This is a genomic window from Hydrogenothermus marinus (assembly GCF_003688665.1).
In the GTDB taxonomy this organism is placed as follows: domain Bacteria; phylum Aquificota; class Aquificia; order Aquificales; family Hydrogenothermaceae; genus Hydrogenothermus; species Hydrogenothermus marinus.
This window is the reverse complement of record NZ_REFO01000011.1, coordinates 227220-240864: the sequence shown is the minus strand read 5'-3', so window position 1 is coordinate 240864 and position 13645 is coordinate 227220. Positions and strand designations below refer to the sequence as shown.

Annotated in this window: 15 protein-coding genes; 6 read left to right on the top strand and 9 right to left on the bottom strand. The window is 28.5% G+C overall.

Annotated elements, in window-relative coordinates; all coding sequences use genetic code 11:
• Positions 1–34: 34 nt before the first annotated feature.
• Genes secA through CLV39_RS04245 form a run of 3 tightly spaced genes read right to left on the bottom strand, consistent with a single transcriptional unit; the run spans position 35 to position 3858 of the window.
• Entirely contained in the window at positions 35–2875 is a 2841-nt protein-coding gene (gene secA, locus CLV39_RS04255; RefSeq protein ID WP_121922998.1) for a preprotein translocase subunit SecA, read from the bottom strand.
• Positions 2876–2927: 52 nt separating this feature from the next.
• A complete protein-coding gene (gene lspA, locus CLV39_RS04250; RefSeq protein ID WP_245960306.1) occupies positions 2928–3461 on the bottom strand; it encodes a signal peptidase II in 534 nt (177 codons plus the stop codon).
• Positions 3427–3858: a TraR/DksA family transcriptional regulator gene (locus CLV39_RS04245; RefSeq protein WP_121922996.1), complete on the bottom strand. Its 432-nt coding sequence runs from the start codon at positions 3856–3858 to the stop codon at positions 3427–3429. Before CLV39_RS04245 ends, lspA begins: the two co-directional genes overlap by 35 nt.
• Positions 3859–4010: 152 nt before the next feature.
• Between CLV39_RS04245 and pheA the strand changes: the two genes are divergently transcribed.
• The gene (pheA, locus tag CLV39_RS04240) at positions 4011–5108 is read left to right on the top strand and encodes a prephenate dehydratase (protein WP_121922995.1); all 1098 of its coding nucleotides are present in this window, start codon (positions 4011–4013) and stop codon (positions 5106–5108) included.
• Here pheA and CLV39_RS04235 read toward each other — a convergent pair.
• Genes CLV39_RS04235 through CLV39_RS04210 form a run of 6 tightly spaced genes read right to left on the bottom strand, consistent with a single transcriptional unit; the run spans position 5095 to position 9615 of the window.
• Entirely contained in the window at positions 5095–6168 is a 1074-nt protein-coding gene (locus tag CLV39_RS04235) for an LptF/LptG family permease (RefSeq protein WP_121922994.1), read from the bottom strand. The two genes, pheA and CLV39_RS04235, sit on opposite strands and share 14 nt — an antisense overlap.
• On the bottom strand, positions 6169–6996 hold the full coding sequence (locus CLV39_RS04230) for an RluA family pseudouridine synthase (RefSeq protein ID WP_245960305.1): 828 nt from the start codon (positions 6994–6996) through the stop codon (positions 6169–6171).
• 2 nt (positions 6997–6998) lie between these two features.
• Complete coding sequence (amrA, locus tag CLV39_RS04225) at positions 6999–7586, bottom strand: AmmeMemoRadiSam system protein A (RefSeq protein ID WP_121922992.1); 588 nt, start codon at positions 7584–7586, stop codon at positions 6999–7001.
• A gap of 3 nt (positions 7587–7589) precedes the next feature.
• Entirely contained in the window at positions 7590–8399 is an 810-nt protein-coding gene (gene amrB, locus CLV39_RS04220) for an AmmeMemoRadiSam system protein B (protein ID WP_121922991.1), read from the bottom strand.
• Positions 8400–8401: 2 nt separating this feature from the next.
• Positions 8402–8671: an EscU/YscU/HrcU family type III secretion system export apparatus switch protein gene (locus tag CLV39_RS04215; protein ID WP_121922990.1), complete on the bottom strand. Its 270-nt coding sequence runs from the start codon at positions 8669–8671 to the stop codon at positions 8402–8404.
• Positions 8668–9615: a hypothetical protein gene (locus CLV39_RS04210; protein ID WP_121922989.1), complete on the bottom strand. Its 948-nt coding sequence runs from the start codon at positions 9613–9615 to the stop codon at positions 8668–8670. The genes CLV39_RS04215 and CLV39_RS04210 overlap by 4 nt, the downstream gene beginning before the upstream one ends.
• Positions 9616–9831: 216 nt before the next feature.
• On the opposite strand from CLV39_RS04210, the gene CLV39_RS04205 reads away from it, so the two are divergent.
• From CLV39_RS04205 to CLV39_RS04185, 5 genes are read left to right on the top strand one after another with little or no spacing between them, the layout of a single operon-like run.
• Entirely contained in the window at positions 9832–10551 is a 720-nt protein-coding gene (locus CLV39_RS04205; protein ID WP_245960304.1) for a c-type cytochrome, read from the top strand.
• A 17-nt stretch (positions 10552–10568) separates the two neighbouring features.
• On the top strand, positions 10569–11963 hold the full coding sequence (locus CLV39_RS04200; RefSeq protein WP_121922987.1) for a cbb3-type cytochrome c oxidase subunit I: 1395 nt from the start codon (positions 10569–10571) through the stop codon (positions 11961–11963).
• A 15-nt stretch (positions 11964–11978) separates the two neighbouring features.
• Positions 11979–13007, top strand: a complete 1029-nt coding sequence (locus CLV39_RS08725) for a cbb3-type cytochrome c oxidase subunit II (RefSeq protein WP_245960303.1) — start codon at positions 11979–11981, stop codon at positions 13005–13007.
• A gap of 56 nt (positions 13008–13063) precedes the next feature.
• On the top strand, positions 13064–13360 hold the full coding sequence (locus tag CLV39_RS04190) for a hypothetical protein (protein ID WP_121922986.1): 297 nt from the start codon (positions 13064–13066) through the stop codon (positions 13358–13360).
• On the top strand, positions 13360–13587 hold the full coding sequence (locus tag CLV39_RS04185; protein ID WP_121922985.1) for a cytochrome C oxidase subunit III: 228 nt from the start codon (positions 13360–13362) through the stop codon (positions 13585–13587). Before CLV39_RS04190 ends, CLV39_RS04185 begins: the two co-directional genes overlap by 1 nt.
• The last annotated feature ends 58 nt before the right edge of the window (positions 13588–13645 follow it).

Genomic DNA, 13645 nt, shown 5'->3' with positions numbered 1-13645 from the left:
CAAGATTTATCAACTTTAGGACTAAATATCTTCTTTACTTTTTTCTTTTCCTTCTTTCCAGTCTTGTTTTATATTTTATTACCTTTTTCTTTTTCTTCTCTTTTTTTGGTGTATCTAAGTTTGTAGATGCTTTTTCTAAATTCTCTTCTGCTTGTTTTTTTAGCTCTTCTTCTTGTTGTTTTAATTCTTCTTCTGATTGTAGTTGAACTTTATATAAATACTCAAGGGTGTTATATTTTAATTTATAAAGCATATCTTCAAACAGTTCAAAAGATTCTTTTTTATACTCAACAAGAGGATCCCTTTGTGCATAACCTCTTAAAGAAACACTTTCTCTTAATCTATCAAGTAAGTGTAAATGCTCTTTCCAAAGATTATCTAAAACTTGTAAAGTGATATATCTTTCAAGTTCTCTATATACTTCTTCACCTATCTGTTTTTCTCTTTCTTGATAGTAATTTTCAAGCTTGTTTAAAATATAATCTTCAAGCTCTTTTCTATCCCATTCTTTATTTTTATTTAGGTTTAATTCTATACCAAGCCATTCTTTAAATGAACTTTCAAGTTCTTTTAAATCCCATTTTTCTTGATACTCTTCTGCTGGAGCATATTTATTAGTAAAATCAATTGCAACATCATAAAGCCATTGTTTTAGCTCTTCTTTTAAGTTTAATCCTTCAAGGATATCCTTTCTTAAAGAGTATACAACCTGTCTTTGTTTATTCATTACATCATCAAACTCTAAAAGTCTTTTTCTAATCTGAAAGTTCTGCCCTTCTACTCTTTTCTGAGCATTTTCTATAGCTTTTGAAACCATAGAACTTTCTATAGGTTCTCCCTCTGGTATTTTAAGTCTATCCATAATTGCTTTTAACTTATCTCCACCAAAAAGTCTTAATAAATCATCTTCAAGAGATAAATAAAATCTTGAACTTCCTGGGTCTCCTTGTCTTCCTGCTCTACCTCTAAGCTGATTATCAATTCTTCTACTTTCATGTCTTTCTGTACCTATTACTGCAAGTCCACCAAGTTCTATAACTTTTTTCTTTTCTTCAGATGTTATTTTTTGTGCTTCTTTTAATGCTTCTTTATATTGTTCTTCTGTTGCTTTCTCTGGTGTTAAACCTTTTTTCTTTAATATTTCTCTTGCTAAAAATTCAGGATTACCACCAAGAAGTATATCAGTACCTCTACCTGCCATATTTGTAGCTATAGTAACTGCCCCAACTCTTCCTGCTTGTGCTATTATTTCTGCTTCTTTTTCGTGATGTTTTGCATTTAAAACATTATGTGGTATTTTTCTTTTCTTTAATAATTTAGATAAGTATTCTGAAGTCTCTATTGAAGCAGTACCTACAAGTACAGGTCTTCCTTGTTTGTGGAGTTTTTCTATTTCTTTAATAACATTATCAAATTTTTCTTTTGCAGTTTTATATATAAGATCAGGGTAATCTTTTCTTTGAATTGGTTTATTTGTTGGCACTACTAAAACATCTAAATCATAAATCTCTTTAAACTCTTCAGCTTCTGTTTCTGCTGTACCTGTCATTCCTGCAAGCTTTTCATACATTCTAAAATAGTTCTGGAAGGTAATAGATGCCAATGTTTGATTTTCTGCTTCTATTTTTACTCCTTCTTTTGCTTCTATAGCTTGATGTAAACCATCAGACCATCTTCTTCCAGGCATAAGTCTTCCAGTAAACTCATCAACAATAATTACTTCTCCATCTTTTACAACATAATCTTTATCTCTATGGAATAAGGTATTTGCTCTTAAAGATTGATTTATTGCATGTAATATATCTATATTTTTAGGATCGTATAAATTTTCAATATTAAAATATTTTTCAGCTTCTTGAACACCTTTTTCTGCTAAGACTGCTGTTTTATTTTTTTCATCTACCTCATAATAATCATTTTTTAGAGGATCTAAACCTTCTTCTTTAGCTTTTTGTAATAAATTTTTAACAAAGCCATCTGCAGAATAATATATAGAAATATCTTCTTCAGCTTGTCCTGAAATAATTAAAGGAGTTCTTGCTTCATCTATTAATATACTATCAACCTCATCAACAATAGCATAATGATGGCCTTTTACCTGAACCATTTGATCCTTAGAAAAAACCATATTATCTCTTAAATAATCAAATCCAAACTCATTATTTGTACCATATGTAATATCTGCTTCATAAGCCTGTCTTCTTTCAGCTTCTACTGCTATAGTAAAGAAATTTTTTCTTGCTTCTATATTAAATTTATCTTCAGGTAAAAGCTCTCCCTTATATCCTTTTTCCCAAACTCTTAAGTCTTCTTCTATAGCTTTTTTGAAAGCTTCTTCATCAGCCCATTCTATTAAAAAAGATTGTTGATTTGTATTTATAGCTCCTATGGTTAACCCTAAAAATCTATATATTGCTCCCATTAAAACTGCATCTCTTTTTGCAAGATAATCATTAACTGTTACAAGATGTACACCTTTTCCAGTTAAAGCATTCAGATATATAGCAATAGCTGCAACTAAGGTTTTACCTTCACCTGTTTTCATTTCTGCAATTTTTCCTTGATGTAAAGCAATAGCACCTATTAACTGAACATCAAAAGGTCTTAATCCTAAAGTTCTTTTTGCCGCTTCTCTTACAATTGCAAAAGCCTGCGGAAGTATATCTACTATTTCACCTTTTGTTATAGCATCTGATAACTCTTTATCTGATTGAACTTTTTCTTTTAGCTGGAGACTTTTTTCAATAAGCTCTTTATTAGATAATTTTTCTATATCATCTTCTAATGCATTTATCTGATCTACTATTTTTCTTAACTTTTTTATCTCTCTTTCATTTTTTGTTCCAAATATTTTTTTAGCTAAGAAACCTATCATTTTATAAATAAAACCTCCAGCAATTTACATTTATTAAATTTTACTCTAAAAATTATTCATTATTTTTATTTTTCAATCTTTTTTTTAGATAAATTTCATTAAAAACAAAACCGATAATACCAATTGTAATAGATGCATCTGCTATATTAAAAGCAGGCCAATGGTAGTTAAATATATGAATATCTATAAAGTCTCTCACTTTTCCAATAAAAAATCTATCATAAAGATTTCCTAAGGCTCCTCCTGCAATTAATCCAAGAAAAATCATTTCAAAAACAGAGATATTAAATCTTTTTATATAGGCATAAATAGCAGTAATTATAACTGCTATTGTAGATGCTCCTAATAGGATAGCTTTTCTAATCCATTCAGAAGAGTTTGCAAATATTCCAAATGCAGCACCTTTATTCCATACTAAAGTCAAATCAAAAAAATTAGGAATAATAACTATATCTTTATTAGCTAAAAGTGATACAGCTAAATTTTTAGTTATTAAGTCTAAAATTAAAACAAAAAAAACAACTATTAAAAAGATTCTAAAATTTCCTGTGTTATTCAGAGACAGATTTATTATCCTCCTCTTCAATAAAGTTTGATGCATCTGGAAGAATATTATAATAATTTATATCTTCATATCCATTTGAAAGTCTTAAAGCTTCTTCATTTTGACTACAATCTATACAAAGTCTTACCCAAGGAATAGCTTCTAATCTTTTTTCTCCTATAGGATTTCCACATTCTTCACATATACCATAAGTTCCACTTTCAATTTTCTTTAAAGCAATATCTATTAAGAATAATTTTTCTCTTTCTGTTTGAGACAATTTATATAAAGTTTCTCTTGAAAGCTCAGCTGTTACTTCATCTGCTGCGTCTTCTACACCGCTTTTTTCATTTTGACTTTCCTTTTTATTATTTTCAAGAGATTCTATAATCTCTGCTCTTTTCTTTAATAATTCTTCTCTTACTTTTTCAATATCCATTTTTAAATCCTCCCGGTAAATTTAACGGATAGTAATATACTTTTTTTGTTATTTTGTCAATAGGAAAAATTATATACTAAATTAAAGTCTTGCTTTTTTCTTTTAGCTGTCTTATCCTACTTTAAAGCTTAATATATAAAGAAAGGAGAAAGATGAAGGAGATACCACAAGAAGTAAAGGAAAATCTTTCAAAACTCAGAGAGCAGATAGACAAAATTGATGAAGAAATAGTAAGATTATTAAATAAAAGAGCAAAACTTGCAAAAGAAGTTGGTCATATAAAAAAGCAGTACAGACTTCCTATATATGTTCCAAGTAGAGAAAGGGAAATATTTGAAAGATTAATTAAATTAAATGAAAAATATAAAGAGTTCCCAACTGATTATATAAAACCGGTATTTAGAGAGATTATATCTGCTTGTAGGTCAACAGAAGAAAATCTAAAAGTTGCATATCTTGGTCCAAAAGCAACCTTTACCCATCAAGCAAGTATTCAATATTTTGGCCAAGCAGTTGAGCATATTCCTGTTGCAACTATTAAAGATGTATTTGAAGAAATTGTAAAAGGTAAAGTAGATTTTGGAGTAGTTCCTGTTGAAAATACTATTGAAGGAGTTGTTAATTATACTTTAGATATGTTTATGGATTTTGATTTAAAAATTACAGGGGAGATAATATTAGAAATTTCACTTCATTTAATGGGAATAAATCCTAATTTAAGCGAGATAGAAAGGGTTTATTCTCATAGGCATGCTTTTGCAGAATGTAGAGATTGGCTCCATAAAAATTTACCAAATGCTCAATTAATAGAGGTTGAAAGCACTGCAAAAGCAGCAGAGATGGCAAAAGATGATTATGAATCTGTAGCAATAGCAAGTGAGGCTGCAGCAGATATTTATGGGCTTCATATAATAGAAAGAAAAATAGATAAACATCTTCATAACTTTACAAGATTTATAGTAATAGGAAAAGATATACCAAAACCTACTGGAAATGATAAAACCTCTTTTATATTTTCTGTTAAAAATGAAGTAGGAGCTTTATATAAAACTTTAGAACCTTTGTATAAAAGAGGAATAAATATGACAAAAATAGAATCAAGGCCTTCTAAAAAAGGAGCTTGGGATTATATCTTTTTTACAGATATTGAAGGACATATTGAAAATAAAAATATTAAAGAAGCTCTTAAAGAGTTAGAAAATATATCACCTTATTTTAAGATTTTAGGTTCTTATCCTAAAGCTCAGTGAACTTTATTTTTTTGATAAAAACTATTCCTAAAACAGCATAAAATAGATTTACAAATAAAGGTGAAAAATAAGGGATAGCTCCTGTTTCTGCTAAAGATGCAAGAGCAGATATAAGATACCAATATAGCAATATTAAACCAACAATGATTATATATTTTTCTTTTCTTTTTAGCCACAAAAATGGATAAGTAAATAATATTAAAACTATTGGTGAGAATATAGAGGTTGTATAAGAAAAAAATCTACTCCAAAAAAATCCAGAAGGATACCCAAATTTATCTGCAATAACTGCCTTTTTATAAAACTGAGAAATAGAAACTGCTTTTTTTATTTTTATAAGTTTTTTTAAATTTTTTAAATCTATTTTTACAGGATAATCTAAATTATCAAATTTTGTATATTCAAAGTTTTGTATATTAGCTAAAGAAACTATCTTACCTTTTTTCAGAAAAATTTTATTTTTATCAAGCTTTACATCTTTTGCTTCTATCCTATATAAAGGATAAAAATTATCTTTTTTAACTTGAATAAATACAAAATCTTTTCCTTTATTTTGATTTAAATCTAAAAAGCCAAAATAAATAAATGTTGTATCATTTAATTTTATCCATTGGTGTGCAGTTATTAAATGTTTTTCTTCTTCTAGATTGTCTCCTTTTAACTTTTTATAGTGGATAGATGCCAATTGGTTAGTTGTTGGCATTATAAATTCTATATTTAATAATTCAATTACGAAAACAAAAATAGAAAATAAAAAAGCTGGAAGATAAAGATATTTTAAAGATATTCCATTTAATAAAATTGGATAAATTCTTTTTGATATTTGCAGTTCTCTATAAACTATAAAAAATACAATAACAGAAACAGTAGGAATTACATAATATAATTTTTCTGGTAAAGAAAATAAAACAAATAAAGAAAAATCATAAAAATTAAAAACCTTTATATTACCTATCTTTTCCAAAATTAAAATTAATGCAGCAATAAATGCAAATGCCGGTAAAGCTATAAAATATAAAATCAACTGTTTTTTTAATATATACCAGTTTAGGAGCTTCATTTATAATAAATTTACCTTTCTTAAAAATTCTTTAAAATCTTTTGGTATTGGAGAATTAATTATAACCTTTTTCTTTAAATATGGATGAAAAAAAGATAAAGTAGAAGAATGAAGTAGTTGTCTTTTTACGGATTTTAAAATAGGATCATCTATATATTTATATCCATAATCTTTATCTCCAATAATCGGATGTCCTATTTTTGATAAATGAATTCTTATCTGATGTTTTCTCCCTGTTTTTATATTTATCTTAAATAATGAATAAAATTTATTAGTTTTTATAGTAAAAACTTCTGATTTTGCATATTTATTATCTATTGGAAAGTTTATTATTTTCTTTTTAAATTCTGCTTTTTTATGAGATATAGCTATATATTCTTTTTTTATATTTTTTTCTTCCCATAATTTTTTAAACCTTTCAAAAATAGAAAAAGATTTTGCAAAAAGTAGTATTCCTGTAGTTTCTTTATCAAGTCTATGTATAGCTTTTATATTTTTCCCTTTTAGTTTCCTTAATTGATCTTCCACTGAATCTCTTTTACTTTCTGATACTATGAAAGCTGGTTTATCAATAGCTATAATAAAATCATCTTCATATAAGATATTATTTTGAGAAATTATTGTCGTTTTTTTTACTTCTTTTTTTATTTCTGGAATTTCAACAATATCTCCTTTCTGTAGCTTATAAGTAGCTATCCATACTCTTTTACCATTAACAAAAATATTTTTTGTATCTATTAGATTTTTAGATTTTGTCTTAGAAATATTTAAACTTTTAGATATAAAACTTTTTAGGTCTATTGGTTTTTCTACTATTAATTTTTCCATTATTAAGAAAATACTTTAGTTTTATATATAAAAATGTCAGGGTGATATTTTAACCAGCAATCAGGAGGAAGTCCAGCTTTTAAACAAAGATGAGACATAAACTCTTTTTTATCCGGTAAATCTTCCCATACATCTGGTAAAAAAGTTCCTTGATTATTGTTTAACTTTAAAATAAGTCCATCTTCAAATGGTTTAATTTTATTTAATAAATCTTCAGGTGTAGAATACTCAAGTTTTTGAGGAAAAGATAATATGGAAACTTTTATATTTAATAAAGGAAGTTCTTCTAAGCTTACAGGTACAAATCTTGGATCCTTAGTTGCAGCTGCTATAGCATTTGAGATTACATCTTGGTATAAAGGCCTAAAAGGTATTATTGAGCCAATACATCCTCTTAATTGTCCTGTATCTTTTCTTTCTAAAGTAACAAAAGAAGCTCCTTTTTTCTTCCAGTTTTCATAAGGTATTTCTTTTAAATCTATAATTTTTCCTGATTTTAAATATTCCTCAATCGCAATTCTTGCAAGTTCTACTAAAGCTTTTCCTTCTTCTTCAGAAATCTGATTTAAATCTATAATTAGTTCTTCCATTTTTTAACCTCTATAAAATATTGCACTTAAATATCCTACAACTGCATCTTTATCACCTGCAGTATCCCCTGATGTTCTATAATCTAGGATTTTAGATTTCCATCCAATTTTTCTTGCATAATCAATTATTGCTTCCATTCCTATTTTTCCACATGCTTCACAAATATTCATATATCTTAAATCTTCATTTTCAACTGCAACTAAACAGTTATAATCTATCTGTTTTGCAATATCATAAGGATAGTAATGACTTAAATCTGTGCTTATAACAACTATTACATCTTCCCTATCTGCTTTAATATCAGCAATAATTTTTTCAACTATAGAATAATCTACTTGTCCATAAACAACAGGTATTATTGAGAAATTTTCTAAAACTATTTGTAAAAATGGAACCTGAACTTCTAAAGAATGCTCTCTTTGATGTGGAATTGTATTTAAAGTAATAGGTAAGTTTTGATTTTTAACTACAAAATTTTCAATCTCTTTTTTATCTACTTTTACTTTTCCAAAAGGTGTTTCCCAATAATCATAATATCCAAAAGATATACCATTAAAAGGTACAAAATGAGAAGGTCCTATTAATAATATTTTGTAATGTTTATCTTTATCTAAATTTAAAAGCTGTTTATATCCATAAGCAGCTGTTGGTCCTGAGTATATATATCCTGCATGAGGACTTATTATAGCCTCTGGTTTTATATTAAATAAAGGAGCATTATCAAGAAAATTTAATAGCATTTGTTTCAAAATTTCTGGATTATCAGGGTAAAAAGTACCGCTTACTGCAGGTTCTCTTATTTCTACTTTCATTTTTAATCCTCCTTATATTCTTCTTTTTTAGAAATAATATATGCAAAAATTTCTGCAATTACTTGATATAATTCAGGTGGTATCTCATCTCCAATGTCCAAGGAAAACAATATTTCTAAAGTTTCAGGATCTTCATATATAGGTATATTTTCTTTTTTAGCAATTTCTAAAATTTTATCTGCTATTTTTTCTTTTCCTTTTGCTATTACTTTTGGAGCATTATCTTTTTTTACCTCATATTTTAAAGCTACTGCTTTTTTTATATCTTTCATACTTTTATATTAAATATGTTTGTAAATTTATTTTTAGCAATATTTTCTAAATTTATATTTCCCTCTATGAAAGAGAAATTTGCATTAAAAGATAACATTTGTAATTTACTTTGTAATTCTTCTATATTTTTTTTTATTTTTTCTAAAAATTTCTTATTTTCACTAAAGAATGATATATTTAAATTTTTTTCAAAGTTTAATATATTTATCTGTAAATTGCCTATGCTTTTTAAAGTTAATGGAATAATAATAAGATGATATTCTTTATTATTTTTTCTTAGTTTTTTATAAATAAAATCTACTTTTTCTAACTCTTTATCAAAAAAAGGTATAAAAGTCCATATAGAGTCTGTTAGTTTTGATAGAAACTGATATTGTTGAATATCTTTTATTAATTGTTTTACTTTTTCTTTTTCTGCTGGATTAATATTTTCATCTGAAAGTAATTTTAGTAACTTAAATTTTAAGTCATTTTTATAATCTAAATTTTTTCTTATTTTAGATTCAAAAAAAACACCAGAATTTTTTATAGCTTGTTCTAATTTTGAAGGGTTTAGATTTAAAACCAATTGTTCATTGATTAAGTTTAATATTTGAACAGATTTAAAATCTAAATTTGAAGGTTTTAATTGAAAGTTTTGTAAGATAGTTTTAATAATATTTGCTTCATTTTTAGATAATATAGAAATTAATCTTAATTTTACATTGTTTTGATCAGATGAAGGTAAAATTTTTAATAATAACTGAGTATCCTTTTGTAAAGGAATTTCTGATTTTACTTCTACTAACTGGCCCTTTAATCTTATTACAACTCCACCTGAAGGCAAAATATCAACAACTTGAGCTTTTATATTTTCTCCTGCTTTTAAAGTTAAAGATTTAGCAGGTAGTTTTACTATATTTAAGTATTCTGCTTCTATACTTGGTAATTTAAAATTTAGCACTTTACAATCCGAAATATTTATTTATAATAAAAATAAAGAAAATATGATATAAATCAATATTTGCAATATTTTTGTTAGAATAATGTTAAATTAAAGAAAAATTGAAATATTGTAGGGGGAATATTTAATTAATAAAATTAAGAGTTAATATACTTTAATTTAGGAGGTATTCTCATGGGAGAAAACACAACTATCAGGTGGCTGCTCTTCTTCTTTATGCCAGCCTTGTTTGTGTATGGGCTTTTACATGTTATGTCTTCAAAGCCTGCACAAGCAAAAAAAACAAAAGAACTAACTGCTCAAGAAGAAGCAGGTAGGCAAGTTTACAACAAGTTTTGTGTAGGTTGTCATGGGGTAAATGGAGATGGTAAATCTAAAGCTGCTGAGTTTTTTATTGTTAAACCACCAAACTTCCATACTGCAGTTTTCAGATGGAAATCTACACCAGCAGGAACTCTTCCTACAGATGAAGATTTACTCCACATTTTAAACTGGGGTATTCCTCAAACACCTATGCCATCTTTTAAGCTTATGCCTGAAGTTCAAAAAAGAGCTGTAATAGCTTACATTAAAACATTCTCTGACAGATGGGAAAAAGAACAACCAGGTGAGTCTGTTTACAAAAATATTAAAAGACCTGCTTATTTTGGTACACCTGAATCTATTAACAGAGGTAAAAAGATTTATGCTACTAATTGTACTTCTTGCCATGGAGAAAATGGACAAGGAGATGGTCCTTTAGCAAAAACATTACCTGTACCTCCAACAGATCTTACTTATCCAGTAAGAGCAGCAGGTCCAAAACCAGAAGATACTTTCAGAGTTTTAACTGTTGGTCTTGAAGGTTCTCCAATGCCATCATTTGGACATCTTTCAGAAAGAGACAGATGGGATTTAGTTTCTTATATTGCATATTTAATGAATAAAGGTAAGTAATAAGGAGGTATATAAAAATGGGAGATACTCAAGAACTTAAAAATTTAGTTAATTATGGTCTTGTAAAAGCCCATGTTGCAATGGGTTTAATATTCTTTATTATTGTTGCATTAATGGGATTTTTATACTCATTACAGCTTGATGGAATTTATCCATTTCCAGGAATAGAATTTTTATCTCCTGGTAGAGTTAGAATGATCCATACAGCTGGTGCAGCATATGGATTTTTAGTAAATATGTTTACCGGATTACTTTATTGGGCTGTTCCAAGATTTACTGGATATAGAGTTTTAAGTGATAAACTTGGTTGGTTTATGTTCTATGCTTTACAAGCAGCAGTTTTAATAACAGTTGTTGCAATTTTATTCCTTGGACAAGCTGATAATGTTGAATGGGGTGAAACTCCTTGGTGGATTGATCCTATAATTGTATTTTGGCTTTTACTCCATTTAATTCAATTTGGTGCTCCACTTTATAAAGCATCTCAAAGAGGGCCACTTTATGTTTCTGGATGGTATATATCTGCAATGCTTGTATGGACTCCACTTGTTGTTTTTATGGGTAATCTTATACCAAGATTTTGGTCTGTAGGTTCAGGAGCTGGAGCTGTTCAATCAACATTTATTCATGATCTTGTTGGGCTTTATGTTACTCCAGTTGCATGGGGATTAATGTATTATTTTGTTCCTGTAATTATGAAAAAACCTATGTGGTCTCATGGATTATCACTTCTTGGATTTTGGGGATTAGCATTCTTCTACCCTATGAATGGGGTTCACCATTTCTTATGGTCTCCAATACCAATGTTTGCTCAATATTCAGCAGTTTTTGCAACTGTTGCTGTTGAGTTTGCAGTTACTTCAGTTTTAATTAACTTTATGATGACTTTAAGAGGTTCTGCAGAACAGCTTAAATATAATGTTCCATTAAGATATATGTATACTGGTGCTATTTTCTATTGGATTACATGTTTCCAATGTGCATTCCATGTTACTTTAACATTCCAAAAAGTAATCCACTTTACAGACTGGGTAACAGGACATGCCCATCTTATAATGTTTGGTACTTTTGGTCTTTGGGTTCTTGGAATGGCTGAATATATCTGGCCAAGACTTTTCGGAAAAGAAACTATGTATTCTAAAGGTCTTTCTGAAGGTGCATACTGGTTAATGGGTATTGGTGTTTTTGCTATGTTTATTGACTTAACAGCTGGTGGACTTGTTCAAGGTTTTGATTGGATAGGATTAAATCCTTGGATTGACTCTGTAAACTTCTCAAAACCATTCTGGTACTTTAGAAGTGTTGCTGGAATAATGATGATAACTGGTCTTTTAATGTATGCAGTAAACTTCTATAAAACTGCAACTGCTGGAAAAAGCTTATCTGCAGAACTTAAAAGTGATACAGTATAAGGGAGGTAGATTATAATGGGTAAAATGGAAAGGTTCTCTTTTGTTGCTTTAGTTGCAGGGATTATATTCTTCTTATTTGCTGACTTTGTTTCGTGGGCTTTGCCTATGTTTGTTTTACAAGATATACCAAAAAAATCTGTAATAGATTTAGCTAAAGAAGCAAAAGCAAAAAATACAACTGCTTGGTCTGATTTTAAACATATCGCAAGAGCTTATCCTGAGCAGTTTAAAAAATATTATGGAGAAGTTAATGAACAATCTTTTGCAAAAGCTTTAACTGTAGGCCATCATTGGTATGTTGCTGAAGGTTGCTGGAACTGCCATTCACAAATGATAAGACCTGTTTCTAATGAAACTTTAAGATTTGGTATTCCAGGAGTATCTAATACGGTTTCTTATCCTTCTGAATTTAATAATGAACTTCAAGCTCCTGTTTTATGGGGAACAAAAAGAATTGGCCCTGATTTAATAAGAGAAGCTGCTGTTCATAATCTTGGATGGCAAGTAGCTCATCTTTATGATCCACAAAGTACTTCACCAGGTTCTAATATGCCTGGTTATCCTTGGTATTTTGAAAAAACTAAGGATGGAAAGATTGTTCCTAATGAAAGAGGTATAGGACTTCTTACTTATATTATGTGGCTTGGTTCATGGGAAGTTAAACCACCGAAAGATTTTAGAGTTAGTGTAACTGCAAAACAGCTTGCAAGTGCATCTACAACAGTTGTACCTGGAGCAACTAAAGAAAAGGCTTCTGCTCCTACAAAAGTAGCTTCTGCAAAACCTGATGGTTCTAAAATCTTTCAATCTAAAGGATGTGGGGCTTGTCATCAAGCTACAGCTGATACAGTAGGTCCTTCTTTAAGTAAAATTGCTAAAGCTTATAAAGGAAAAGAAGATGAGTTGTTAGCTTTCTTAAAAGGAGATCATGAACCTATAGTTGATCCTGCTAAGTTTGTGATGATGCAATCTCAACTTGCTACTACAAAAGCTTTAACAGATGCTGAAAGAAAAGCTCTTGCTGACTTTATTCTTAGTCATTAATATTAATAAAAAGGGGAGTTTTCTCCCCTGATTTCTCCAATTGGAGGTGATAAAAATTGAGAATTACTCAAAAGACAGTAGCTCTTTTAATATTATTTATTTTTATATTCGTTGTAGGTACTATAATTGCAACTAGAACTGTTGCTTATTTAGAAGCTGGTATGGCTGGGGCACAACTGAAAGGATTTTTAGTTGAGGTAATAGCTTATATTATTGCTTTAACAGGTTGGCTATTTTTATTTATATATTCTTATTTAAAGGGGGACTTTAAAGATATAGAAGGTCCAAAATATGATATTTTAGAGTTAGAAGAAAAAATTATTAAAGCAGAAAAAGAAGGAGGTAAGTACTAATGGCTTCACATTTAGAAAATACAAAAGCAGTAGATAAAATTACATATCATACAGATGCAGTTCCAACATGGTGGATGTTATTCTGGATAGGATATATTTTATTTACTGTTGCATATATAATTTTTGATTGGATACCTGATTTTACAGGATGGCTTGGAGTAATAGGTCAAGGACCAGATGCGGCAGATAAATATATCTGGTTAAGAGAATTAATGAGAAATGGTTGATAATTTTTAAATTTTGTTGTATATTGTTATTCCCTCCCCCCTCCCTCCCCCAAAAATT

Coding starts and splice junctions, on each gene's coding strand:
- secA (WP_121922998.1), bottom strand. CDS start 2,875: ATGATAGGTTTCTTAGCTAAAAAAATATTTGGAACAAAAAATGAAAGA.
- CLV39_RS04245 (WP_121922996.1), bottom strand. CDS start 3,858: ATGGATATTGAAAAAGTAAGAGAAGAATTATTAAAGAAAAGAGCAGAG.
- pheA (WP_121922995.1), top strand. CDS start 4,011: ATGAAGGAGATACCACAAGAAGTAAAGGAAAATCTTTCAAAACTCAGA.
- CLV39_RS04235 (WP_121922994.1), bottom strand. CDS start 6,168: ATGAAGCTCCTAAACTGGTATATATTAAAAAAACAGTTGATTTTATAT.
- CLV39_RS04230 (WP_245960305.1), bottom strand. CDS start 6,996: ATGGAAAAATTAATAGTAGAAAAACCAATAGACCTAAAAAGTTTTATA.
- amrA (WP_121922992.1), bottom strand. CDS start 7,586: ATGGAAGAACTAATTATAGATTTAAATCAGATTTCTGAAGAAGAAGGA.
- amrB (WP_121922991.1), bottom strand. CDS start 8,399: ATGAAAGTAGAAATAAGAGAACCTGCAGTAAGCGGTACTTTTTACCCT.
- CLV39_RS04215 (WP_121922990.1), bottom strand. CDS start 8,671: ATGAAAGATATAAAAAAAGCAGTAGCTTTAAAATATGAGGTAAAAAAA.
- CLV39_RS04205 (WP_245960304.1), top strand. CDS start 9,832: ATGCCAGCCTTGTTTGTGTATGGGCTTTTACATGTTATGTCTTCAAAG.
- CLV39_RS04200 (WP_121922987.1), top strand. CDS start 10,569: ATGGGAGATACTCAAGAACTTAAAAATTTAGTTAATTATGGTCTTGTA.
- CLV39_RS08725 (WP_245960303.1), top strand. CDS start 11,979: ATGGGTAAAATGGAAAGGTTCTCTTTTGTTGCTTTAGTTGCAGGGATT.
- CLV39_RS04185 (WP_121922985.1), top strand. CDS start 13,360: ATGGCTTCACATTTAGAAAATACAAAAGCAGTAGATAAAATTACATAT.